This window comes from Myxococcales bacterium, from assembly GCA_016720545.1.
In the GTDB taxonomy this organism is placed as follows: Bacteria; Myxococcota_A; Polyangia; order Polyangiales; family Polyangiaceae; genus JAAFHV01.
The window spans coordinates 227,711-251,900 of record JADKKK010000001.1 but is presented as its reverse complement, the minus strand read 5'-3'; the positions used below and the strand labels follow the sequence as shown (position 1 = coordinate 251,900).

Annotated in this window: 20 protein-coding genes and 2 pseudogenes; 10 read left to right on the top strand and 12 right to left on the bottom strand. The window is 72.7% G+C overall.

Translation table 11 applies throughout. The features are described from left to right. Window positions 1–7: 7 nt before the first annotated feature. On the bottom strand, window positions 8–778 hold the full coding sequence (locus IPQ09_01050; GenBank protein MBL0192806.1) for a hypothetical protein: 771 nt from the start codon (window positions 776–778) through the stop codon (window positions 8–10). A gap of 78 nt (window positions 779–856) precedes the next feature. Between IPQ09_01050 and IPQ09_01045 the strand changes: the two genes are divergently transcribed. Next, on the top strand, window positions 857–1,456 hold the full coding sequence (locus IPQ09_01045) for a GNAT family N-acetyltransferase (protein MBL0192805.1): 600 nt from the start codon (window positions 857–859) through the stop codon (window positions 1,454–1,456). An 87-nt stretch (window positions 1,457–1,543) separates the two neighbouring features. Here IPQ09_01045 and IPQ09_01040 read toward each other — a convergent pair whose 3' ends face one another. Further along, the gene (locus tag IPQ09_01040; protein ID MBL0192804.1) at window positions 1,544–2,380 is read right to left on the bottom strand and encodes an enoyl-CoA hydratase/isomerase family protein; all 837 of its coding nucleotides are present in this window, start codon (window positions 2,378–2,380) and stop codon (window positions 1,544–1,546) included. 983 nt (window positions 2,381–3,363) lie between these two features. Here IPQ09_01040 and IPQ09_01035 point away from each other — a divergent pair. The 6 genes and pseudogenes from IPQ09_01035 (at window position 3,364) to IPQ09_01010 (ending at window position 9,709) form a co-directional block, all read left to right on the top strand. Then, a pseudogene (locus IPQ09_01035) lies at window positions 3,364–3,825 on the top strand (hypothetical protein). Window positions 3,826–4,362: 537 nt separating this feature from the next. After that, window positions 4,363–5,883 (top strand): hypothetical protein, encoded by a 1,521-nt coding sequence (locus IPQ09_01030; protein ID MBL0192803.1) that lies wholly within the window; start codon window positions 4,363–4,365, stop codon window positions 5,881–5,883. A gap of 92 nt (window positions 5,884–5,975) precedes the next feature. Continuing rightward, entirely contained in the window at window positions 5,976–6,602 is a 627-nt protein-coding gene (locus IPQ09_01025) for a hypothetical protein (GenBank protein MBL0192802.1), read from the top strand. Further along, on the top strand, window positions 6,599–7,849 hold the full coding sequence (locus tag IPQ09_01020; GenBank protein MBL0192801.1) for a YncE family protein: 1,251 nt from the start codon (window positions 6,599–6,601) through the stop codon (window positions 7,847–7,849). The genes IPQ09_01025 and IPQ09_01020 overlap by 4 nt, the downstream gene beginning before the upstream one ends. Then, a complete protein-coding gene (locus tag IPQ09_01015; protein ID MBL0192800.1) occupies window positions 7,846–8,610 on the top strand; it encodes a c-type cytochrome in 765 nt (254 codons plus the stop codon). The genes IPQ09_01020 and IPQ09_01015 overlap by 4 nt, the downstream gene beginning before the upstream one ends. A gap of 142 nt (window positions 8,611–8,752) precedes the next feature. Further along, complete coding sequence (locus IPQ09_01010; GenBank protein ID MBL0192799.1) at window positions 8,753–9,709, top strand: calcium/sodium antiporter; 957 nt, start codon at window positions 8,753–8,755, stop codon at window positions 9,707–9,709. A 10-nt stretch (window positions 9,710–9,719) separates the two neighbouring features. On the opposite strand, the gene IPQ09_01005 is transcribed toward IPQ09_01010, so the two are convergent. From IPQ09_01005 to frr, 8 genes and pseudogenes are all read right to left on the bottom strand, one after another. After that, entirely contained in the window at window positions 9,720–10,058 is a 339-nt protein-coding gene (locus tag IPQ09_01005) for a hypothetical protein (protein MBL0192798.1), read from the bottom strand. Between the two features lie 91 nt (window positions 10,059–10,149). Continuing rightward, window positions 10,150–10,782: a hypothetical protein gene (locus IPQ09_01000; GenBank protein MBL0192797.1), complete on the bottom strand. Its 633-nt coding sequence runs from the start codon at window positions 10,780–10,782 to the stop codon at window positions 10,150–10,152. A 155-nt stretch (window positions 10,783–10,937) separates the two neighbouring features. Next, window positions 10,938–12,924, bottom strand: a pseudogene (locus IPQ09_00995) (sodium-translocating pyrophosphatase). A 317-nt stretch (window positions 12,925–13,241) separates the two neighbouring features. Continuing rightward, a complete protein-coding gene (locus IPQ09_00990; GenBank protein ID MBL0192796.1) occupies window positions 13,242–14,300 on the bottom strand; it encodes a L,D-transpeptidase in 1,059 nt (352 codons plus the stop codon). A gap of 138 nt (window positions 14,301–14,438) precedes the next feature. Continuing rightward, entirely contained in the window at window positions 14,439–16,220 is a 1,782-nt protein-coding gene (locus tag IPQ09_00985; protein ID MBL0192795.1) for a methylmalonyl-CoA mutase family protein, read from the bottom strand. A gap of 63 nt (window positions 16,221–16,283) precedes the next feature. Beyond that, on the bottom strand, window positions 16,284–16,964 hold the full coding sequence (locus IPQ09_00980) for a DedA family protein (GenBank protein ID MBL0192794.1): 681 nt from the start codon (window positions 16,962–16,964) through the stop codon (window positions 16,284–16,286). Between the two features lie 140 nt (window positions 16,965–17,104). Then, the gene (locus IPQ09_00975) at window positions 17,105–18,139 is read right to left on the bottom strand and encodes a Stp1/IreP family PP2C-type Ser/Thr phosphatase (GenBank protein ID MBL0192793.1); all 1,035 of its coding nucleotides are present in this window, start codon (window positions 18,137–18,139) and stop codon (window positions 17,105–17,107) included. Window positions 18,140–18,380: 241 nt separating this feature from the next. After that, complete coding sequence (frr, locus tag IPQ09_00970; protein ID MBL0192792.1) at window positions 18,381–18,938, bottom strand: ribosome recycling factor; 558 nt, start codon at window positions 18,936–18,938, stop codon at window positions 18,381–18,383. Window positions 18,939–19,460: 522 nt separating this feature from the next. On the opposite strand from frr, the gene IPQ09_00965 reads away from it, so the two are divergent. Both IPQ09_00965 and IPQ09_00960 read left to right on the top strand, forming a co-directional pair. Continuing rightward, window positions 19,461–21,200: a hypothetical protein gene (locus IPQ09_00965; protein ID MBL0192791.1), complete on the top strand. Its 1,740-nt coding sequence runs from the start codon at window positions 19,461–19,463 to the stop codon at window positions 21,198–21,200. Between the two features lie 20 nt (window positions 21,201–21,220). Then, entirely contained in the window at window positions 21,221–22,039 is an 819-nt protein-coding gene (locus tag IPQ09_00960) for a metal ABC transporter permease (protein ID MBL0192790.1), read from the top strand. Window positions 22,040–22,050: 11 nt separating this feature from the next. Here the strand turns inward: IPQ09_00960 and IPQ09_00955 are convergent, their stop codons facing one another. Beyond that, complete coding sequence (locus tag IPQ09_00955) at window positions 22,051–22,617, bottom strand: hypothetical protein (protein MBL0192789.1); 567 nt, start codon at window positions 22,615–22,617, stop codon at window positions 22,051–22,053. Continuing rightward, a complete protein-coding gene (locus tag IPQ09_00950; GenBank protein ID MBL0192788.1) occupies window positions 22,614–23,603 on the bottom strand; it encodes a hypothetical protein in 990 nt (329 codons plus the stop codon). The genes IPQ09_00955 and IPQ09_00950 overlap by 4 nt, the downstream gene beginning before the upstream one ends. 249 nt (window positions 23,604–23,852) lie before the next feature. Here IPQ09_00950 and IPQ09_00945 point away from each other — a divergent pair, with 249 nt between their 5' ends. Further along, a complete protein-coding gene (locus IPQ09_00945; protein MBL0192787.1) occupies window positions 23,853–24,188 on the top strand; it encodes a hypothetical protein in 336 nt (111 codons plus the stop codon). Window positions 24,189–24,190 lie beyond the last annotated feature (2 nt).

Here is a 24,190-nt window from a genome sequence, read left to right as displayed (position 1 = left end):
GCGAGACTCACGGCGCGTCGATCCGCAAGGTGACCGCGGGGTGGAGCTCGCGGCCCGAGAGCGGCTCGCTGAGGCGCAGGTCGTAGGTCCCGGGCTTCGCGGGAGACTCGCGCGCGGCGTACGGCGCGGCCATCCCCGGGGGCGCCGCGAGGTGCTCCACGCGCGTCACGGTGGCGCGCGCCGCGATGCGGGTGTGTCCCGTGGCCCCGGGGGCGATGCGCACCGCCGCCCACCAGGGCGCGCGCTTGTCCGCGGGATCGAAGGAGGGGCCGCGCGCGCCGCGGAGCGTCTCCCAAGCACCGTCGCGGTCCTTGGCGCTGCGAATCGCGAGGTTGCCCCATTCGTCGGGGCGCACCACGAGCACCACCTCGACCGGCGCGCGTCCGGTGTTGGTGACCACGAGCTCGACCTCGACCGCGGCCCCGGAGCTCGCGCTGGGGTGCGTAGGTCTCACCTCGAACGCGAGCGAGGGGGCCTTGGCTGGCCCGTGCTGCGCGACCGCGCGCGCGCGCGGATCGTCGCCGCGCAGCGCGCAGGCGGGCGAGGCGAGCAGCGCCGCCAGATCGAAGCGGCCCGCCCCGAGGCAAGGCTCGCTGGCGTCGGCCTCTGGGGGAGGTGCGGAGCTTGCGCTCGGGGCGGGGCTTGGGGGGGGCTCCACGATCGACGCGACCTCGCGCGCGACCGAGGCGTCGTGCGCGACCACAGGACGCCGCGTCTCACCGGTGGGATTGCAGGCGAGCGCGAGGGTGAACATCGATCCGAGCAGGGCGCTGCGCATCGCCACGAGCGTAGCAGCTGCCGGCAGATCCCGTCGCGGGTCACGGCCCGGCGCATCTCATTGTAGTATCCACGCATCATGAGCGTCCGGCCACTCGAACGATCCGAGCTCCCCTCCGCCGCAGCCACCCTCGCGCTGGCGTTCGAAGACGATCCGCTCTTTCGCTTCCTCCTCCCCGACGCCGACACGCGACCGAAGTGGCTCCGCTGGATCACCCTTCACGCGCTGACCGAGAGCCACTCCGTGGGCGGCGCGCTCACCGTCGAGGGGGGCCCCGAGCACGGCGTCGTCGCGCTCACTCCGCCCGGCACGTGGCCGCTCTCGCTCGGCGCCCAGGCGCGCGCGTTCTCCCTACCACCGGGGGTGCCCTCGGCGCGGCTGCTCCGCGTGGGGCTCGCGATCGAGAGCGCCATTCTCAAGCTCCACCCGGCGGAGTCACACCTCTACGTGTATGTGCTCGGCGTGCACCCCGCGCAGAAGGGGCGCGGCCTCGGCGGCGCGCTGCTACGGCACGCGGCCGGCCTGGCGCGCGATGCCGGCGTGGTCGCTCACCTGGAGACCTCGAACCCGGTGAACCTCTCGCTCTACCGCAAATTTGGCTACGAGGTGGGCCACGAGCTCACCCTGCATGGCGCTCCGCCGGTGTGGACGATGACCACCCCGGGGCCGCCGGGCTGAGGGCTCCCGCGCAGCGCGCGTAGTGGTCGATTCATCGCGCCCGCGCGCCCGGTGAAGCGGTCGGTCGCGGGGCGCGCGCCCGCCCGACTACGCGTCTTGAAACACCGCCGCTCGGCGCTCGCGCGCGGCCGCGAGCCCCTCGCCCAGATCGGCGCCCAGGTAGCTCTCCGACTGCTGCTCGGCCTCGTGCTCGAGCGCGGCGCGCAGCGCCTCGGGGCTCGGCGCGAGCCGCGTCTTCAGGGCGCGCACCGTGGCCGGTGAGGAGCGCGCGATGTCCTCGGCCAGCGCGAGCGCGCGCGGCAGCACCTCGGCGGCAGGCACCGCGTGGTTGGCGAGGCCCCACGCCAGCGCTTCTCGCCCGGTGAAGCGGCGGCCGGTGAGCACCAGCTCGGCGGCGCGGAGCGCGCCCGCGCGGCGCTCGAGGAAGTACGTCGTGCCCATTCCCGGGTAGAGCCCGAGCTTCGCGAAATTCACGGCGAGCTTCGCGTCCTCGTCGCACACCATGAGGTCGCACGCCAGCGCCACGGCGAGCCCCGCGCCGATCGCGGGTCCCCGCACCGCGGCGATCGTGGGCACTTCGAGCTCCAGGATCGACAGGTATCGCCCGTAGAACGCGAGCATCGTCGCCTTCGACTCTTCCCGCGAGACCCGCCGCAGCCGCTCGAGCATGGTGAGATCGCCGCCCGCCGAGAACGCGTCGCCCGCGCCCGTCAGCACCACGGCCCGGACGCCCCGCCGAGCGCGCACCTCGGTCACGACGCGGCGGAGGGCGTCGCCGAGCTCGGGGGTCATGGCGTTCTTGCGTCGCTCGTCGTCGAGCACGAGCACCGCGACGGCGCCGTGTTGCTCGACGCGCACGTCGCACGGGGCGCTCGGGGCGTGCGGGGCGTGCGAGCGAGCGCTTGGATCCCTGGGGTGGCTCATGCGCCCGTGTCGCATTTCGCGGCGCGGTCGTCCACGGGGTTCGCCCGCGGAGGTGTCTGGCGTGAGGCCGCGCGAGGTGGGAGAGTCGTCCACATGCGCGCGCGAACCCCGCTCTCCCCCCCCCCCCCCCCCCCCCCCCCCCCCCCCCCCCCCCCCCCCCCCCCCCCCCCCCCCCCCCCCCCCCCCCCCCCCCCCCCCCCGCCCCCCCCCCCCCCCCCCCCCCCCCCCCCCCCCCCCCCCCCCCCCCCCCCCCCCCCCCCCCCCCCCCCCCCCCCCCCCCCCCCCCCCCCCCCCCCCCCCCCCCCCCCCCCCCCCCCCCGGCCCCCCCCCCCCCCCCCGCCCCCCCCCCCCCCCCCCCCCCCCCGCGCCCCCCCCCCCCCCCGGGGGGCCCGTGGGGGCCCCCCCCCCCCCCCCCCCCCCCCCCCCGGGGGGGGCCCAAGGGGGGGGGCCCCCGGGGGGGGGGGGGCGGCCCCCCCCCCCCCCCCCGCGGGGCCCCCCCCCCCGGGGGGCCCCCCCCCCCCGCAAAACCCGCCCCCGGCCCCCCCCCCCCCAGAAGGGGGCCCCCCCCCCGGGGCAACCCCCCCCCCCCGGGAGCCCCCCCGGCCAGAAGGGGGGCCCCGGAAACCCCCCCGGGGGGCCCGGCCCCCCCGGCCCCCCCCAAAAGCGGGCCGGGGGCCCCCCCCCCCCGGCCCCCCCGGACCAAACCCCCCCCCGCCCCCCAACCCGAACCCCCCCCCCCCCCCCCACCACCCCCCCCAGGCCCCCCCCCCCCCACAACCCCCAACCCCCCCCCCCCCCCCAAACACCCCCCACCCCCCCCCCCCCCCCCCCCCCCCCGGAGAAACCCCCCCCCCCCCCCACCCCCCCGGCCCCCCCCAACACCCCCCCCCCCCCCACCCCCCTCGGCATGAGCGGCGTACCGGTCTGGGGCAGCGACGTGTCGGGCTACAAGTGTGTGACGAGCGCGCCGAACGACAAAGGAGATTTACCTCCGCTGGGTCGAGCTCGGCGCAGTGTCGCCGGTGTTCCAAGAGCAGAACGCCTGCGCGAACCCCGTGGGCGCGAAGAAGGAGAAGTGGTCGCTCTTCAAGGACCAGGAGACCCAGGACGTGTACCGCGCGATGACGCGCCTCCACACGCGCCTCGGGCTCTATCTCCACGGCCTCGCGATCGAGGCCAACGCGACGGGAGTGCCCATCACGCGCCACCCGTTCCTGGTGCACCCCACCGTGCCGGAGGCGTACGCCGTGGAAGACTCGTTCTATGTCGGGCGCTCGCTCTTCACTTCGCCCGTCGTGCGGCGCGGCCAGACCACGAAGTCGCTGTGGCTGCCGCCCGGGCGCTTCGTCGACCTCGCCACCTCCGAGGTGCTCGAGGGGGGACGCAAGGTCGAGGTGCCGGCGCCTCTCGGACACCTGCCTCTGTGGCTCACCGAGGGGGCGCTCCTGCCCATGTACGATGCACGAATCGACACCCTCGCCCCCGCGACCGACCCCGAGGTCGTCACGCCCGAGCGCGTCGCCGATCGCCTCGACGTGCTCGTGGTGCCCGCCAAGGCCGCCGCCGGCGCGTTCCGGTTGGCGGATGGCACCGAGCTGTCGTACGACGCGCGCGGCGACGCGGGCGAGGCGCCGGCGTCGTTCGCCCGCGTGGCCGAGGCCGAGCTCGTCGAGTGCGCCCAGTGCGTCGCGGCGGGCCCTCACGGCGGCGTCGCGCGCACGCGGGTGAACACGGCGCTGGCCCAGGAGTCCGAGGTGGCCCTCGGCGGCCTCGTGCTGCGCGCGAAGGGGCCGCGCGCGCGGCGCGTGAGGTGGGACGTGCGGCGCCTGCCTTGAGTCGAGGGTGCGGCGAGAGCGCCAGTACGAGGAGGGGCCCCTCGCGGTCGGCGAGGGGCGACGGGCGAGGCCGCCGGGGAAGGATCCGGCCGCGGTCGACGTAGGTTGCCTCGCACCTTCCACGTGTGGTCAAAGCTCTGGAGATCCATGAAGCATCCGCTCGCCTCGCCGCTCGCCTCCGCCTTCGCGCTCACCTCGATCCTCGCCGCCGCGTGCGGCGGCGCGCCCGCGATCCCGGCCGCGGGGCCCGACCGCGCTTCGGGTCAGAGCACGCTGATGGGCAAGACCCTCGCGGGCCAGAGCTGCGACGCGAAGAACCATGACCGCCCCTTCATCCTCGAGTGGGACGCCACCGACGCCGCGCAGTTCGAGACCCTCACCACGGCCGACGTCGTGTTCGTGAAATACGATGGGTGCAAGCTGCAGGTGATCGACACCTGCAAGGACGACTCGGTGAAGGGGAGCCTCGGCGCCTACAAGCCGGTGTCGTGGACGAGCGGCTCGGTGGAGAAGGTGGAGATCGGCAGCGAGGTCGACCTCTACGCCAAGCTGCCGCTCGGCGCCGCGACGCTCGGCGGGCGGGTCTCTGCCGGCGAGAAGTTCCGCATGGAGTACTTCGTGAGCGGCACGCGCGCGGCCACGCGCCCGGCGGTCTACAAGACCGAGGTCGCGAAGCTGCCCGGCTGCCGCGGGGCCACGCACTTCGTGTACGCGTACGCGCTCGGGGCCTTCGCCCTCGGGAGCACGAAGAACATCAAGGGGGAGATCACCGGCAGCGTCTGGGGCGGGGAGGCCGGCGCGGCGCGCACGCAGGCGTCGGCCGCGGAGAAGAAGGGCGGCGTGCTCAGCTCGTGCCGTGGCGACAGCGCGAAGGAGATCGAGACGTGCAAGGCGCCCATTCGCCTCACGCTCCGCGAGCTCGAGGAGGGGGAGAACCCCGACGCGGCGGCGGCGCGCGCGCCCGAGACTCCGGCCGCGGCCAACCTCGCGGGCAAGGTCGACCAGCGCATCAACCTGAACGAGAAGGCGCAAGAGCACTACAACGCCGCCTTGCAGAAGCTCAACGCCGGCGACGGGCGGGGCTGCATCGCCGAGCTCGACAAGAGCGACGTCGCCGATCCTCGCCCGAACATGGTGTCGAGCGGTCCCGCCTCGTGGGGCGCGGGCACGCGCGCCCAGTGCCTCATGCTCTCGGGGCGGTGCGCCGCCGGCAAGGTGCTCATGCGCAAGATGCAAGAGGCCCACATGTCCACCGGCACCGGGCCCGAGGTCATCGACATGATGGTCGACAGCGTCGTCGAGCAGCGCTGCACCGGCACCGACGGCACCGAGCGCGACCGGTACATCTTCGCCATGCGCCGCGTCCAAGAGGGGGTGACGAGCAAGAAGCCCGCGGCGTTCTGCAAGACCCACACGCAGACCGCGATGACGCTCATGTCGAAGGTCACCAAGCCCGACGATCGGAACGCGATGGTGGGTGGCGGCGCGCAGAGCCTCCGCGAGTGGGCGGCCGCGTGCTCGCTGAAGGCGGGCGACTGCCCGCAAGCGTGGGCGGTGTTCCGGGACCTGTCTGCCAAGCTCGTGGCCAGCAAGGTCATCACCGGAAGTTACGACGCGAAGGCCGACTTCGGGCGGCGCTTCGCGGCCTGCTCGGCCGAGGCGAAGTAGCGCGCGCTTCGAGCGGCGCCGCGCGCGGTCGGGGTCGTGCGCTCGCCCCTCGCGTCGCGCCGTGGTACACGTACGCCGCGCGTGAGAAGTATATGAGACTGCTCAGTATATCGCTCTTCTTGGTGACGCTTGGGCTGTTCTCCTTCGGCGCCGCGTGCTCGTCCACTGTCGCCGGCCTCGAGGACGTGGTGTACGAGGGCGGGGCCAGCGACGAGGCCCTCGACGCGATGCTCGCCCTCCCCGCGAAGGCGGCGCCTTCGCCGCTCGTGTTCGAGAAGCCCGCCGCCAACGCGCAGGTCTCCGCGGCCACGCCGCCGGCCTTCGCGTGGACCGACGCGGCGAGCCCGCGCACCGGTCTCCGCAGCGCGCCCAGGTCGGGCCCGTGCCTCGCCGGCTTCACGGGCCTCATGAGCCACACCGGCCGGACCGCGCCGACGTGGCGCGCGTCCCGCCTGTTCGGGGGCGGCGAGGCGTACGCGCACGGCGCCGCGCTGAACGGCAAGGCGCACCTCGTCACGTTCTCTTCCGGAGCCAATCCGCAGGCGGTCCGCGTCTTCACGACCCTCACGACCTACACGCCCACGCCCACCGTGTGGCAGAAGCTCAGCGCGGAGAAGGGCCCGATCACCGCGAAGCTGCAGACCGCCACCTTCGACAACAACGCGGTGGTCACCGGCCCCTTCGACGGCGGCTCGGTGGTCTTCACGGTCACGCCGTGACGGGGCTGCGCGCGTGCGGGCTCGCGGCCTGCGCGGCGCTCGCGGTCTGCGCGGCGCTCGCCACGCCCGCGTGCACGCGCAGCGACTCCGGCCCGCGGACGTACAAGCCGTACACGGGGCCACCGGTGTATCCGGAGCGCCGCGCGCCGCTGCCGCCGGTGGAGGGCGACCTCGGCCTCGTGAGCAACGCGGGCTCCGACACGGTGACGGCGATCGACATCGCGCGCGGCGAGGTCCTCGCGACCCTGCCGGTCGGGCGCGATCCCGTCGACCTCGACGGGCCGCACCACATCGCGCTGGATCGCGTCCGCGGCTTCGCGTACGTCGCGCTCTCGTACCCGGCGACCGCCGCGGCGTCGGGCCCACACGCCTCCCACGGCGGCAGCGCCCGCCTCGGCGTCGTCCAGAAGCTGCGGCTCTCCGATCTGCGCGTCGTGGGCGAGGCGCGGGTCGATCCGAACCCCGGCGACATCGTGCTCAGCGACGACGGGCGCCGCCTCGTCGTGACCCACTTCGACCTCACGAGGGCCACGGCGAAGGGCCTTGAGCCAGCCGCGCGGCGCGCGACGCTGGCCGTGCTCGACCCCGAGACCCTCTCGCTCACGGGCTCGCCCGAGCCGGTGAAGGTCCCGGTGTGCGCGGCGCCGCACGGGCTCGCGCTCTCCCGGCCCGGCGGCGATCTCGCGTTCGTCGCGTGCTATGGCGACGACGCGATCGCGGTGCTCGATCTGCGTGATCCCGCGGCCGCGCCGGTGCGAGTGCCGCTCGGTCCCGCCGCGCAGTCCGCGCCCAGCGCGCCTGTGTACGGGCCCTACTCCGCCGCGCTGTCGCCCTCGGGGAGGGAGCTGCTCGTCGCCGACCTCGACTCGAAGGACCTCCGCGTGGTCGATGTGGCGACCCGCGCGCCGACCGGCCTCGTGTTCCCCACGCAGGGGGCTCCCTATTTTCCCGCGTGGAGCGAGGACGGCGCCGAGCTCTTCGTGCCCACACAGGCTCCCGATGGCGTGCGCGTGCTCGACGCTCGGACCGGCGCCGTGAAGCGCCAGCGCGCGTTCGATCCGAGCGAGTGCATGAGCCCGCACGAGGCGGTGCTCGGCGCCGACGCGACGGCCGTGTGGGTCGTGTGCGAGGGCGATCGCAAGAAGCCGAGCGTGGTGCTCTCGCTCGATCGGGCCACGCTCGCGACGCGCCGCTCGGTCGGCGTCGGGGTTTACCCCGATCGCCTGATCGTGCGAGGCCCCAAGTGAGCCCCGTGGTGCGGCGCATCGCCGGGGTGGCGCCAGCGGCGCTCGCGCTCGGGCTCGCGTGCGGGGGCGGGGAGGCCCAGCCCTCCACCCTCGACACGCCCATCGACCACGGGCGGGCCGTGTTCGACGATCCGCGGGCGTCCGAGTCGACCCTGAACTTCTTCGCCTGCTCCACGTGCCACGTCGCGGAGCCCGACGTGACGGATGGCCGCACGCTGCCCGGCGCGCCGCTCGGCGGCGTGACGAAGCGCGCGACGTACTGGGCCGGCCAGGAGGACGACCTGCTCCGCTCCATCAACGCGTGTCGCACACGGTTCATGGGGGCGCGCGATCCGTGGGCCCGCGACGGCGAGGAGGCGAAGGTGCTCTACGCCTACCTCGACTCGCTCCCAGCCCCGGCCAACCCTACTGCTCCCGTACCGTTCACGGTAGTGCAGCAGGTGGCGGACCTGCCCGCCGGAGACCCCACACGCGGCGCGGCCGTGTACGAGGCGGCCTGCGCGAGCTGTCACGGGGCGCGCGACGCGGGCTTCGGTCGCATCGCCCCTCGCGCGCCGCTCCTCCCTGGGCAGACCCTGGCCGAGCACACGTACCTCACGTCGAACGAACAACGCCTCGTCTTCGTGGAGAAGGTGCGGCACGGCGTGTTCCTCGGCTACAGCGGCACCATGCCGCCCTTCTCGCTCGAGGTGCTTTCGGACGGCGATCTCGGCGCACTGCTCGCGTACCTCGGCCTCTACCGCGCCGCCCCGGCGCGATGAACGGAAGTGACCCCCGAAGGGGCGAGCGAAGGTCGACGGCGAGCTCGAGCCGAACGCGAGGTGTCGCCGTGCACCTGGAGGTGAGCCCTGAAGGGGCGAGCGAACGTCGACGGCGAGCTCGAGCCGAACGCGAGGTGTCGCCTTGACCCACGCGTTGCTGCTGGTGGTCGGGGGCTTCTGCCTCTACATCGGCGCGGAGTGGCTCGTGCGGGGCGCCTCCGGGCTCGCCGCGGCGCTTGGAGTGCGGCCGCTCGTCATCGGGCTCACCGTCGTCGCGTACGGCACCTCGACCCCCGAGCTCGTCGTCGGGGTGGGCTCCGCGCTCTCGCACCAAGGCCCCATCGCGCTCGGCAACTCGATCGGCTCCAACATCGCGAACCTCGGCCTCATCCTCGGCGTTACGGCGCTGGTATCGCCGCCCAAGGTCGATCCCGGGCTGCGCCGCCGGGACCTGCCGGCGCTGCTCGTGGCGACCTGCGCCGTGCCGCTCGTTCTCCTCGACGGCCGCATCAGCCGGCTCGAGGGCGCGTTGCTCCTCCTCGGGGCCTTCCTCCACTCCGCGCTGACGCTGCGCCCAAGGCGGGTCGATCGAGCGGAGCTAGGCGCGGTCCAGGCCGCGGCCGAGACCGCGGGCGCGCCCCACGCGAGGAGCCGACGCAGCCTCGTCGTCGTCTCCTTCGTGGGCCTCCTCGCGCTGCTCGCGGGCGGCAAGCTCTTCGTCGACGGCGCGAGCGGTGTGGCGCGCCTGTGCGGCATGAGCGAGCACACGGTGGGCCTTACCATCGTGGCGGTCGGCACGTCGCTGCCGGAGCTCGCGACCTCGGTGCTGGCCGCGCGGCGCGGTCACGCCGAGGTCGCTATCGGCAACGTCGTCGGCTCGAGCATCTTCAACGTGCTGCTCATCCTCGGCGCGGCGGGGCTCGTCGGGAGCGTCGAGCAGCCGCTCGCGGAGCTCCGCTTCGACCTCGCCGTGTTGGGCGTGATCACGCTGGCAGGAGCGGGCTTCATGCTGCGACCGGCGGTGAGTCGCCTCGCGGGGGCGGTGCTGGTCGCGGGCTATTGCGCGTTCCTGGGTGGGCTCGCCCTGGGCGTGCGCTAGCGCCGCGTGTTCAGCACTTCTCGCAGCTCGCAGGGAGCGGAGGCACGCCGTTGCTCGCGGGGCAGGTCGAGGACTGGATGTCCTTGATGCACGTGTCGATCTCTGCCTGGCCGCACGGCGAGCTCTTGTCCTTCGCGTCGGCCGGGAGCGCCGACTGCCCCTTCTCGACGCAGCCGGGCACGCCGGTCGGGTACGACGCGGTGAACGTCGCGTCACCGACGCAGGTCTTGAGCTTCTCGCAGTAGGCGCCGGACACCTGTCGCGCGGCGTCGGTCGCGGCGACACCGCCGCACGCGAGCCAGGCGCAGAGGGGGAGAGCGAGGGAGAGGGCGCGAGGGATGAGGTTCATTCGGAGAGGGTCGCCCCAACTCCTCGTCTCTCGCAAGAAGGAATCGCACCCATCGCTCACGCCCCGCCCGCAGCCTCACGCCCGCGCGGCTTCACTCGGGGGCGACCTCGGGGGCGACGGGCTCGCCCGCGATCGGCGTGAACACCGCGCGGCCGTCAGCGTTCGCCTTGGCGCTGGCTCCTGGGAGCGCCGCGTACTCCGCCGGCACGTCGCCGAGCTCTGCGCCTCGCGGCAGCGCGCCGAGCTCCTGGGCCACCCACACGTCGAACGGGACGAAGCCGCCTATCTTGGCCACTCCGTCTTCCCAGCTCATCTGGATGACAGGGTATTCACCCTCGTCGTCGGCGACTCCGCAGTAGAGGCAGGCCGGCCTCGACACGTCGCCGTCGAAGTAGACGACCTCCTCGGGGAGCAGATCGTACGCCTCGGCGAACGCCGCGACGGCCTCTTCGCCGAAGGCCTCTTCCACGGCCTCCTCCAGCGACATCCCGGACATCTCGCCCTCTTCGTCGTCGAAGTCCACGCCGAGCCAGTCGGTGTCGACGACGAGCAGCGCCCGCATCCCCGCCGAGAGCGGCTCGCCGTTCGGGAGCACCATCTTCTTCGCGAGCGAAGCCGCCATGGGCTCTGGGCTCGCGAGGAAATCGACCGCCGCCGCCGCGGCCAGCGCCTTCTTGACGAGCTTTGCACCACGAACCGCCGCCTCAGTCTTCTTGGATGCCATCGCGCGCACCTTCGGCGAGGCGCGCGCGCGCGTCAACCACGGTCGCCGGTTTTCGCCGGAGCGGCCGGCCCGGGAGGGGAGGGGGAGGGGGCGCGCCAACGCGGGCGCCGCGCGGGTGCGGGCGGCCTTCGGGGAATCGACGGAGGGACGTGACTTTAGCGCAGCGCGATCAGCGGGGCGATGAGCAGCGAGACGACGCCCATGACCTTGATGAGGATCGCGATGCCGGGGCCGGACGTGTCCTTGAAGGGGTCGCCGACGGTGTCGCCGACGACCGCGGCCTTGTGCGCGTCGGAGCCCTTCTTGTGGCCCGGGAGGCCGCCCTTCTCGATGAACTTCTTGGCGTTGTCCCAGGCGCCGCCGCCGTTCGCCATGATGAGCGAGAGCGTCGCGCCGACGGCGAGCGAGCCGGCGAGCATGCCCGCGAGCAGCTCGGCGCCGAAGAGGCCGCCGACCACGACGGGCGCGAGCACCGCGATGGCGCCAGGGAGGATCATCTCCTTGATGGCCGCCGTGGTGGCGATGTCGACGATCTTGCGGGGCTCGGGCTCGACGCCGGGCTTACCCTCGAGCAGGCCCGGGATCTCCCGGAACTGGCGGCGGATCTCCTCGACGATGGCGCCTGCGGCCTTGCCGACCGACGTCATCGTGGTCGCGCCGACGAGGCACGGCAGGATGGCGCCGAAGAGGATGCCCATGAGCACCTTCGCGTCGGTGAGCTGGAGCACGAGGTCCTTGCCGCCGTGCGCCTTGCGGACCGCGTTCACTTCCATGCTGAAGGCCGCGAAGAGCGCGACCACGGTGAGGATGGCCGAGCCGATGGCGAAGCCCTTTCCCACCGCCGCGGTGGTGTTGCCCACCGCGTCGAGCTCGTCGGTGATGTCGCGGACCTCTTTGCCGAGGCCGCTCATCTCGCTGATGCCGCCGCCGTTGTCGGCGATGGGGCCGTACGCGTCGACCGTCATGACGATGGCGGTGCCGGCGAGCATGCCGACCGCGGCGAGCGCGATGCCGTAGAGGCCGAGGTAGTGGTTGGAGACCGCGCCGGCGATGCACACCGTGAGCAGCGGGATCGCGGTGCTCTCCAGGCCCACGGCGAGGCCGCGGATGACGTTGGTGCCGGGGCCCGTCAGCGACGCCTCGGCGATGCGGTGCATGGGGCCCATCGACGTGTAGTAGTCGGTGATGAGGCCGACGATGCCGCCGCCGAGGGCGCCGGCCGCGAGCACGATGACCGCGGTCTGGCTGATTCCGAGCTTGGCGAGCACCGGGAACGCCGCGCCGATGACGAGGAACGGCGGCAGGATGAGCGCGAGGCGGAGCACGCGCGCCGGCGGCATGTTCTTCATCGCGCGGGTGATGAAGATGCCGACGATGGAGACCGCCAGGCCGATGGTGGCGAGCAGGAGCGGGAGCGCGACGGCGATGACGCGGAGCTTCGTCTCGTCGGTCTCGGAGGGCGCGAGCGGCTGCAGCTGGGCCTGCGGGATGGTGAGCCCGAGGGCCATCGCGGCGACCACCGCGGCGACGTAGCTCTCGTAGATGTCGGCGCCCATGCCGGCGATGTCGCCGACGTTGTCGCCCACGTTGTCGGCGATGACGCCGGGGTTGCGGGGGTCGTCCTCGGGGATGTTCGCCTCGACCTTGCCGACGATGTCGGCGCCGACGTCGGCGGCCTTGGTGTAGATGCCGCCGCCGATGCGCGCGAAGAGCGCGATGGAGCTCGCGCCCACGGCGAACGAGTGGATGACCGTGCCGAAGCGGTGCGACTCGGTGTGTCGGAACATGAGGTAGATCGCGCCCATGCCGATGAGGCCGAGGCCTGCGACGCACAGACCCATGACCGCGCCGCCGTCGAGCGCGGTGAGGAGCGCCTCGGCCTTGCCCTTGCCGCGGGCGGCCTCGGCCGTGCGGACGTTGGCGTAGGTGGCGGCCTTCATGCCGAAGAAGCCGGCGAGGAGCGACAGGAACGCGCCCGCGAGAACGCCCAGCCCGGGCCCGACCGCCGAGGCTCGCGGCACGCGCCGCGAACCCGCGCGGCGCGTATCGGCGGGGGCTTTTGCTCTCGCGGGAGAGGAAGGCCATCGAGCCTTCGCGGATGAACCGCGCGATGCGGGCCATCTGCTCGTTGCCTTCCGGCATGGACTTGACGCGGAAGTAGAAGCCGAGGGCCACGATGAGCGCGACAGCGCCCGTTCCGATGGCCGAGTGGGGCAGAAATTCCACGGACTGGGTTTCCTTCTAAGGGGACAGGGGCGGGGACGCGGCGGCATGCCTTCGTCGCTCGGCCCTCGCACGGTACGGCGAGTGTGGGGGGCCAGTGGGAGGCCAGAAACGGGATTTTCGGTCCACGGTCAAGAACAAGACGCGGCCGCAGACCATTTCAGTTCGTCACGCAGAAATGCGTTACGCAGGGCGAGCGGGCCTCGAGCCTCGCCAAGCGAGGGTGGCGGGCTCGCTCAGTTGCAGGCGGGAGTGCGGCCAGCGCGGAGGGCGCTCAGGTAGCAGGCCTTCTGAGCGCAGAAGTTCGTCGGCAGCTCGCCCTTCAGCTTCGCGTACGCGCCGAGCTTGGCGAGGTCGGCCTTGGGCGCGGAGCACACGGTGTTCTTGAGCGCGTGCTCCGCGAACACGTAGTAGTCGCCCGCGACGCCGCCTTCCCATTTCATGTTGGGGGGCAGGTCCTTGCCGTTCGGGAGCTCGGAGGCGACCCAGGAGCCGAACATCACGACCTTGTCGGCGCCGAGGACCTTCCCCGGGCGCACCACGCCGGTGTCGGTCGGGTAGTCGACGTCGATCGCCTTGCCGTCGTACTGGTCGTAGTCGGCGATGACCTTCACGGGCGCGTGGGGCGGCGTGTAGATCTTGTTGGCCACGTAGACCTTGCGCATGTTGACGCCGATCGCGTGCGCGAGCTCGACCACGTGCTCGCCCATCATGCGGTTACACCCGCCCGACACCGCGCCCCGCTTCAGGACCCACACGTTGAGGTCGGCCGCGCTGACCGCCGAGGTCGACGTGATGGGCCCGTGGACGGCGATGCCACCATTGTACGAGATGAACGGGAAGCCGCCCCACGGCACGAAGTGCTCGCCCTCGCTCGCCGTCCACGCCGAGCCGTCCGGGCGGTAGGGCTTCGCGAGCTGGAACGCGTAGGTGCCCGGGCGCGAGTTGCTCTTGCCGGGGCGCGCCGTGGCGATCGGGTACACGAGGTCGATGCGGGTGCGGCCGCCCTCGGCCTTGGTCTTCGCGTGCGGCAGCGCCGGCACCGAGGCGCCCTGGGGCAGGAGGCCGGTGAGGCGCGCGGTGTTGCCCTTCAGCGACACGGTGAGCTGCGACTGCTCGAGGGTGGGCACGGCGCCGTTGTAGAACCAGTGCTCGTCGGCCTTCGCGACGAGCTCGTCCTCCGAGTCCGCCGCGACGACGGGCTCTTCCTCGCCGGTCTCGGCGGCGCAGCCGGCGGCGAGCGGGGCAAAGAGGCAGGCGACCAGGGCGAGCGGGGCGAAGCGAGAGACCTTCATGGCGGCCCCCTAAGCACGGAGCGTGCCTGCCACGTTCGGCCACGTTTGCCTACATCTACGCCTGTTTCATACCTTCACTCCACCCGCGCTGGATCCTTTCGGATCCAGCATGGACAAACCACCGCCCCAGCCGAAGGCTCAGAACTCGGCCGGATCGGTGTACGTGCCGAACGCCTCGCGCAGCACATCGCAGACCTCTTGCTGCGTGGCGTAGAGCTTCGCCGCCGCGATGATCGGGGGCATGAGGTTCGCGCCCGAGCGCGCCGCCTCGCCGACCGCCGCCAAGGCCGCGGTGACCGCCGCCGCGTCGCGCCCGGACTTCACGGCGGCGAGGTTTCGCACCTGGAGCTTCTGCACCTCTTCGTCGATGCGCAGCAGCGGGATGCCGCCGCTCGTCGCCTCGTCGCTGACGTACTTGTTCACGCCGACCATCACCCGCTCGCCGGTCTCGAGCTGGCGCTGGAAGTGGTAGGCGCTCGCCGCGATCTCGCGCTGCGGGTAGCCCTTCTCGATGGCGCACACCATGCCGCCCATCGCGTCGATGCGCTTGATGGTGGCCAGCGCCTCCTCCTCGAGCTTGGTCGTGAGCTCCTCGATGAACCACGCGCCGCCGAGCGGGTCGATCGTGTTCGCCACGCCGCTCTCTTCGGCGACGATCTGCTGCGTGCGCAGGGCGATCATCACCGAGTCCTCGGTGGGGAGCGCGTAGGTCTCGTCCAGGCTGTTCGTGTGGAGCGACTGCGTGCCGCCGAGGACGGCCGCGAGCGCCTGGAGCGCGACGCGCACCACGTTGTTGTACGGCTGCTGCGCGGTGAGCGACACGCCGGCCGTCTGCGCGTGCGTCCGGAGCTTCATGCTCTCGGCCTTCTTCGCGCCGAAGCGCTCCTTCATGAGCCGCGCCCAGAGCCGCCGCGCGGCGCGGAACTTGGCGATCTCCTCGAAGAAGTCGTTGTGCACGTCGAAGAAGAACGAGAGGCGCGGCGCGAAGTCGTCCACGTCCATGCCGCGCGCCACGCAGCTCTCCACGTAGGCGACCCCGTCGGCCAGGGTGAAGGCGAGCTCCTGGGCCGCCGTCGCGCCTGCCTCGCGGATGTGGTAGCCGCTGATGGACACGGTGTTCCAGCGCGGCACCTCCTTCGAGCAGAACTCGATCATGTCGGTGACGATGCGCATCGCCGGCCGCGGCGGCACGAGCCACGCGTGCTGCGCGATGAACTCCTTCAGGCAGTCGTTCTGCACCGTGCCGCCGATCGCCGTCCGCGGGATGCCGCGCTTGTCGGCGAGGGCGATGTAGAAGCACAGGAGCACGATCGCCGGACCGTTGATGGTCATGCTCGTGGTGACCTTGTCGAGCGGGATGCCGTCGAAGAGCACCTCCATGTCGCGCAGGGTGTCGACCGCCACGCCGCACATGCCCACCTCGCCCAGGGAGCGCGGCGAGTCGGAGTCGTAGCCCATCAGGGTGGGGAAATCGAAGGCCGTGGAGAGCCCCGTCTGCCCCTGGGCGAGCAGGAACTTGAAGCGCTCGTTGGTCTGCTCGGGCGTGCCGAAGCCCGCGAACATGCGCATGGTCCACAGGCGGCTGCGGTACATGGTCGGCTGCACGCCGCGCGTGAAGGGGTACTCGCCCGGCATGCCGAGGTCGCGCGTGTAGTCGAGCGGCACGTCCGCCGGGGTGCGCACGTCGGCGACCTCCGCGTCGCTCCAGGTGGTGAAGCGCGCCTTCCGCGGCGGCATCTTGGCCTCGCTCTTCGCGAGCACCGTGGCCCGCCACGCGAGCGTGGCTTGGCGCAACACCGCGAGATCGCCGGGGATATCGCCAGGAACGTCGCCCCCCAGGTCGGCCTGGGCGTGAACGTTGGGGAGCTTCGCGGCCTCGTCGTGCGAGCCGCGCGTGGAGGCAGAGCCGTCTTGCGCCATGGCGACACCATAGCGCCGGCGGGCGCGCGGGTCACTGCGTCGTCTGCGCCTTCGCGCTGGCCGCTACTCCTTGGCGGGCGCGGGCTCGACCGGGGCGTCGTCGGCCGTCTTGCCGCGGTTCTTCCACCACTCGATGACCATCGGCAGGACCGAGAGCACCACGATGCCGATCACCACGAGCTCGAAGTTCTTCTTCACGACCTCGAGCTGCCCGAAGAGCACGCCCGAGCCCATCATCAGCACGACCCAGGCGACCGCGCCCACGACATTGTAGAGGATGAACTTCGAGTAGTTCATCGCGCCCGCCCCCGCCACGAACGGCGCGAAGGTGCGCACGATGGGGACGAAGCGGCAGAGGATGATGGTCTTTGCCCCGTATTTCTCGAAGAACTTGTGGGTCTTGTCGAGGTGCTTCTTGTTGAAGATCTTCGACTTCTCGCCCTTCATGACCCGGGGGCCGATCGCCTTGCCCACATGGTAGTTCACCGTGTCGCCGACGACGGCGGCGACGATGAGGATGAGCCCGAGCAGCCCGACGTTGAGGCCCGAGTTGGGCAGGGACGCCACCGCGCCGGACGCGAACAGCAGCGAGTCGCCAGGCAGGAACGGGAGCACCACGAGGCCCGTCTCGCAGAAGACCACCGCCGCGAGGATGGCGTAGGTGGTCGTGCCGTAGGTCTGGGTGATCTCGCCGAGGAACTTGTCGAGGTGGCGGACCTTGTCGACGACTTCTTTGATGTCCATGGAGGTGCTCGCTTGTGCTGAGTCGCTCGCCGAGCGCCGCTCAGGAAGGCTCGCCAATAGGCTGGCGCGGCGTGGCGCGCAAGCTCTGCTCGCGCGAGACCGAGGAAAGTGGGCCCGGGCGGAGGCCGCGGGGCGCGCGCCTACCTGGAGTCGGTCGACTTGTTGGGCGGCGGCGGCTCGTCGCCGTCCGGCACCGCGGTCTCGCGCGTCACGAAGTCGTCGAGCGACGGCGGAGCGCGGCTGATGATGCCCGGCGAGGTTGGCTCGTCGCCTTCGCCGTCCGGCTGGAGCGGCTGCTCCATGGGGCTCGGCGCGGGCACGAGGGCGGCGCGCGCCTCGACGACCGTGGGCTCGTCGAGGTCGTCGGCGTGCGCGTGCGCGGCGGTCGCGGGCTCCGCCGCGGCGCCGCTCGGGTCCTCGATCTTCACGACCACCGCCGTGACGTTGTCCTCGCCGCCGTGCTCGTTCGCCTTCGCGATGAGGGCCGTACAGAGGGAGGTGAGGTCGGCCGCCTCTCTCACGAGGAGCAGGATCTCGTCGTCTTCGACCATGCCCGACAGGCCGTCGGAGCAGAGCACGTAGACGTCGCCTGGCTTCGGGTCGTCGTGCTGGAGATCGACCACGACCTGGTCGTGCATGCCCAGCGCCCGCGTGATGACGTTCTTGGGGAGCTCGCTGCGCTGCTCGGGGGTGAGGTCGGGCATGGCGAGCAGGTAGTCGTTGATGAGGGAGTGGTCTCGCGTGAGCAGCTGGATGGCGCCCGAGCGAACGCGGTAGCAGCGCGAGTCGCCCACGTGCCCGATGTACATGCGCTTCTTGCGCGGGCTGAACATCGCCCCCACCACCGTGGTGCCCATTCCGTGGCACTCGCGCGACCGTGAGCTCCGCTCGAAGATCTGGCGGTTCGCCACGCGGATGCCCGTGAGCAGCCGGTTCTCTTCCTCCGAGAGGTTGGTGTCGAAGTGGAAGGGCCACGTGACGTCTTCGTTCGCGGTGGAGCGGAAGAAGTCGGAGATGGTGTCGGTCGCGAGCTTCGACGCGACGTCACCGGCCTTGTGGCCGCCCATGCCGTCGGCGACGACGAAGAGGTCGTGCTCGGTCAGGACGATGAAGGAGTCTTCGTTGTGCTCGCGCTGGAGCCCAACGTCGCTCAGCCCTGCCGCGACGGCGCGCAAGGCGGATAGCTCTCTCGGCTGCATCACGCGTGCCTCTCGGGCGCCTGGCGTTCGCCCGCGCGAGCGCGAGACGTCGAGGCTGCGGGGCTTCGGACGGTCATTGCCACCAGGCTTTCACCGACCCTTGGAGGTGTCAAGGTCACTTGCGCTGCTCACTTGCTCTGTTCGCGCCACGGGCGACGGCGCCGACATGGGGCGCGAGAGGAGGGCCGCCGGGGCGTGCCCGGGGGGAAAAAGAAACTCATACCTCCATGATATCTTTCTCTTTTGTGGCGACGAGCTGCTCGACGATTTTCGTGGCCTCGGCGACGAGCTCTTCGACCTTCTTCTTGCCTCGCTCCACGTCGTCTTCGCTGGCCTCGCCGGCCTTGTCCATCTCGTTGAGGAGGTCGACGGCCTCGTGGCGGGCCTTGCGAACGCTGACCTTGCACTCTTCGCCGTACTTCTTGGCGATCTTTACGAACTCGCGGCGGCGCTCCTCCGTGAGCGGGGGAAGCGGCACGCGGATGAGGTCGCCGTCGGTCTGGGGGTTCAGGCCGAGGTCGGTCTCGCGGATGGCCTTCTCCACGGCCTTCACGGCCGAGCGGTCCCACGGCTTGACGGTGAGGAGCCGCGGCTCGGGGATGGCGATGTTGGCCATCTGCGAGAGGGGCGTCGAGGAGCCGTAGTAGTCGACCCGCACGCCGTCCAGGAGGTTCGCGCTGGCGCGGCCCGCGCGGAGCTTGGCGAGGTCGCGGCGGAGCGCGTCGTGGGCCTTGGCGCTCGCAGAGGAGAGTTCTTTGTGGACGTCGTCGATCATCGGGACCTTCCGGGGGCGCGGGGCGCGCCTTTCGCCATTTCGGGCGGCACTGTAGCCCAGGGCCATCGATTCGGGAACCGGCAGTGAGGCCCGAAGGGGCGAACCTCGAAGTGAGGCCCGAAGGGGCGAACGTAGGTCGATGGCGGCGCCGAGCCGAAGGCGCGGTGGCGCCATGAACGCAGGTCGATGGCGGCGCCGAGCCGCAGGCGAGGGGACGCGCCATGAACCGGCAGTGAGGCCCGAAGGGGCGAACCTCGAAGTGAGGCCCGAAGGGGCGAACGTAGGTCGATGGCGGCGCCGAGCCGAAGGCGCGGTGGCGCCATGAACGCAGGTCGATGGCGGCGCCGAGCCGCAGGCGAGGGGACGCGCCATGAACATGCAAGCGAGCCGCAGGCGAGCGGCGTGCCTATGCCACGCGAACCGGTCCCGATCGCGCTGGAGCGGCAGGCTTGGAGCCCGCGCCCCCGGACCACGCCGGCCGGGACGATTGAAGTCGGGCGGCCGACCCACTAGGACAGAGCCATGCGCGGCCCCGGCGATCGTGTGCGAAACCTCTGCCTCGCCGCCACCGCGGCCCTCGCGCTCGCGACGCCCTGGGTCGCCGGGTGCAGCTCGTGCGGAAAGCCCGACGGCCCGCCGCCAGGCGAGGCCCCCGCGGCGCTGGAGGAGAAAGTCGCGGCGCCGGACGACCTCCTCGCGGACGGCGTCGCGCTCACCCCGAACGCCACCTGGGGGCGCCTCCAGCGCGGCGTCGGCGGCGCGCTCGGCCTCATGCCGCAGACCGCGGGCGCCGTGATGTGCTCGCTCGCCGGGGTCGACCTGGCGATGGGGCCCGAGGTCGACGGCACCTCGCCGGTGTACTTCGCGTTCGCGGGCGACGTCGAGGCGCCCTCGTGGATCGTCGTCGCCAAGCTCGTGGAGCTCCGCAAGGCGCGCGGCGTCCTGCTGGAGTCGGAGACTGCAAAGTACACGGGTCGGGACGAGGGCTCGCTGACCGTCCTCACGCCCAAGGGAGGCGGCGCAGGCGTCGGCGGAGGCGTGGGCGTGGGCGTGACGCGCTCGGGGTACCTCGTCGTGGCGAAGGACGCCGCGACCCTGACGCGGCTCGGGCCGTACGCGACCCGCAACCTGCCGCGCGAGGCGCCGCCGAAGGCGCCGGTCCATGTCGAGGTGCGACCGAAGGCCCTCGCCGGGCGGCTCCGCCCGCTGCTCGAGCGGCGCTGGCAGGCCACGATGGCCGAGCTGCTCGACTCGGACGCCAAGCAGCGCTCGGCCCACGGCGGCCGCGCCCCCGACTTCGCGGAGCCGAGGGCCATCGTGGCGGTCGCCGACGGCCTGGTGCAGCGCCGGCTCGGCGCGATCGGCGCGATCGAGAAGCTCAGCGTCGACCTCGACGCGACCGACGAAGACCTCCACATCGCGGCCGAGCTCGAGGGCGCCCGCGACGCGGGCGACGGTGGCCTCACGCCCATGACCGTCGGCGCTACGACCCCGCTCCTCGACGCCCCGAAAGACTCCATCGCCGCGCTGCTCACCCGCAGCGCCCCGGAGGAGCGCGCGGCCGACGCGAAGGACATCGAGGTGGCGCTGCTCACGACGCTCGGCCCGCGCCTGCCCGAGGCGGAGGCCACCAAGCTGCGCGCGGCCATCGGCGGCTTCGCGCGGGGTCGGGGCGACGCGCTCACGCTCGTCGCGCTCGGCGGCGAGCGCAAGGCGAAGGGGCTCGTGCTCCGCACTCCGGTGGGCGCAAAAGACTCGGAGATCGCGCGCCGCTCGGTGTCCGACGCGGCCGATCTCCTCCGCGCGCCGGCCTTCAAGGACCCGCTCCGCCTGAAGAAGGTGCAGCGCACCACGGGCGAGGCGAAGGGCGTCGGTAAATGCGACGTGCTCGAGGTGCTCATCGAGGGGAAGGGCAAGCTCCCCGACACGAAGCTCGGGCTCGCGTGGGAGGCCGAGGGCGGCGTGCTGTGCGCCGCCCTCGGCGACGATCCGCTCGAGCTCGTCACGCGGGCCTCACGCCCGGAGCAGAAGCTCTCGGACGAGAAGACCCTGGCCGCCTACGTGGAGGCCCTCGGGAAGGAGGCGAGCTTCGTGCTCCTCGGGCAGCCTTTCCTCGTCGACCAGAGCAAGCCCGTGCCCACCGCGCCGGCCGTGCTCGCGTGGGGCTCGCGTGGCGAGGCGCCTGTCCCCAAGCGGTGGGTGCGCGTCGACGTGTCCGATCGTGTGTTGCGCGAGCTGATGAAGAAGCAGCTCGGCTTCTGACCGCGTAGGCTGGCGCTCGGATGGACCTCTCCTACCTCGCCATACCCCTGTTCCAGCGCGCGCTGCTCGCGGGCTCCTTGCTCGCGGCGCTGCTCGCGGTGCTCGGGGTCCTCGTCACGGCGCGCGGGCTCGCCACGCTCGGTGACGGGCTCTCCCACGCGGCGTTCGGCGGCATCGCGCTCGGGATGTTCCTCGGGGTCTCGGCGCCGCTGGTGGTGGCCATCCCGTTCACGGCGCTCGCCGCGATCGCGATCGGCGCGCTGCGCCGCAAGGGTGGGCTCCGCTCGGACGTCGCGATGGCGATCCTCTTCGCCGTGTGTTTCGCGTTTGGGGTGATCTTGCTGCGGAAAGCGAAGCGCACCGAGGCCACCTTCGACCCCGAGCAGCTCCTCTTCGGCAACATCCTGCTCGTGGGGTCGGACGACCTCGCGATCGTGATCGTCATCGCGGCGGTGACCGCCACGTTCTTTCTCTTCGCGTGGACGCGGGTCGCCTACGCCACCTTCGACGAGGAGCTCGCGCGCCTCTCGGGCATCGAGGTGGGCTGGCTGGAGAGCGCGCTGCTCGCGCTGCTCGCGGCGGTGGTCGTCGCGGCCATCCGCCTCGCCGGGGTGGTGCTCGTGAGCGCCTTCCTCGTCATCCCGGCCGCCGCCGGCCGCGCCTTGGGGAAGGGGCTCGGGGGCGTGGTGGGCTACGCGATGCTCACGGGCGTGCTCGGGGTGTTCGCCGGCTTCGTAGCAGGCCACGCCTTCTCCTGGCCCGAGGGCGCCGCCATCGTGATCATGCTCGCGGCGCTGTTCTTGGCCTCCCTCGGGGTTCAGCGCCTCCGCGCGCGCTGAGCGCGGGCGGTTCAGTCGCCGGGGAGCGTCGGCGTGCCCTCGGGCGGCGCGCCGACCAGCGTCGGAGCCGGGCCGTTCCCACGCCAGTAGGTCGCCACGAGCACCGGGTACTCGCAGTAAGCCCAGACCTCGACGCCGCCGCCCGAGCGGGCCGCGCGCCGGGTGGTCGTGCAGCGGGCGAGCCCCCCGACGTCGCCGGCGGGCCAGGCCTCGCCGTCCTTCAGCGCCTCGCACATGACGTCGCAGGAGGGGAGGGCCGCGAGCGCCACCCGCGGCGCGGCCGCGTTCGCGACGTTGCGGCAGACGAGCGCGCCATCGGGGCCCGCGTCGACCGTGGCGGTCCCCGCGTCGTACTCGGCGCCCGCGTCGCCCGCGCCAGGCGCGCTGCACACGGCGTACGGGAGGTAGAGAAAATAGGGGTCGCGCGCCTGCGCGAGCGGCGACGCCCCCGTGTTCAGGCTGCACGCGCAGGGCCCCGCGAGCGCGGCCGCGACGGCCACGGCGGGGGCGGCGAGCGCCGCGGCGCGCCGGGCGCGCGGGCGGATGGCTGCGGCGATGGCTGCGTAGGCGCGGCTCACGCGAGCCTCGCTTCGATGGCCGACGCGAAGGTGGGGAACCACGCGCGCTGCTCCTCCTGCGAGGGGAGCAGGCCCGCGCGCTGCGCCTCGTGTTCGCGCGGAGGCAGGTCGAGCCCGACGCGAGCCTCGAGATCGGCGACCGCGCGCCGGACGGCGCGGCCCACGACGGCCCGCTCCTCGGGCCTGAGGCGCGCGCGGAGCCAGTCGTGCACGCGCAGCGAAAGGGCCGCGTGCGAGGCCTCTTCGGCCGCGATGCGCGCGAAGCGCGCCCGCAGCTCCCGGTCCACCGCGTGGCTCGCGCCGAAGCCGACGAGCAGCGCGCCCCACCCCTCGCCCACACACCCCTCGACGGCGTTCTGCACCGCGAGCGAGAGCCGGGTGACCCCTGGGGCGTGAGGGCTCGCGTCGCGCACGGCGCGGCGCTGCGAGCGAGGCCGAGCCCCGAGCGCGCGAGCGTGCCGGCCCTCGTCGCGCGCCGCTCGACCGCAGGCCCGAAGGAGCCCGCGCGGGGCCCGGAGCGCCCCGAGGTCGCGCTTCAGCGCGACGAAGGCCGTCACGCTCGCGGCCTCGAGGTCGGCGCTCTGGCGGAGGAACGCCGCGAGCGTCACGCCGCGCTCTTCGGGCACGAAGCCGCGGGGAGGGCGGCCCTTCCCGAGGCCGATGACCTGGTCGTACGCGGGCCGCGTGATCGTGCAGGTCGTCTGCACGTCGCCCCGCTCGTCGAGCGCTGGAGGGGTGCACCCGTCGAGGGTGTCGGTGTCCGGGCTGAAGTCGTCGAGTCCCGCGCGGCAGGCCTCCTCGCACGACTTGAGCCCTAGCGGGAGGCACGCGCCACCGCCGCAGGACTCGGACGGCCACCGCACCTGCGTGGAGCGGGTCTCCGTGGTGGAGCTGTAGCACGCGGGGACCAGCGAGAGCAGCAGGAAGGCCGAGCCCCACGAGCCGGCCGTGAGGGCGCGCAGGAGCGCGCGACCGTGGGGGGCCATGAGAGGGCGCGGTCGGTCGGCGATGTACATCGGGCGCGCTCAAGCATGGCCTGTACCAGCGCGTCGCGCAGCGAAATACGGCGCCGGCGCTCGCGCGTGAACGTGTGATTACGGGTGCGCGCGAGCCCAAGCACGCGGAGGCTCGGGGATCACGTAGCCTCTTAGCCCGGAGGAGCGTCGATGAACCCACGAAGGAGAAGGGGAGCTGGTGTGCTTGGCGCGCTCGCGCTGTCTGCATGTGGAGGCCTCGTGGAAGAGACCCCCGACGGGGGCGCCTCCGGGAAGCCCGCCGTGGTCTCGGAGGCCGCGTGCAAGAAGGCGTGTCCCGCCGATCCCGAGCCGCCGCCGAGCGCCATCGAGGAGTGCAGGAGCGGGCGGGATCCGAGCGGCGCCGGGTGCGACGCGCACTACGTGGCCTCGCTGAACTGCGCTTCGGCCCTCATCGTCTGCAGAGACGGCAAGACGGATGCCAACGCCTCGACGACCGCGATCTTCGAGAGGTGCGCAGCGGACCTCTTCGGCTACCAGACCTGCCTCTTGAAGGGGCTCGACGGGGGCCTCGGGATCCCGGACGCGCGCCGCTGACG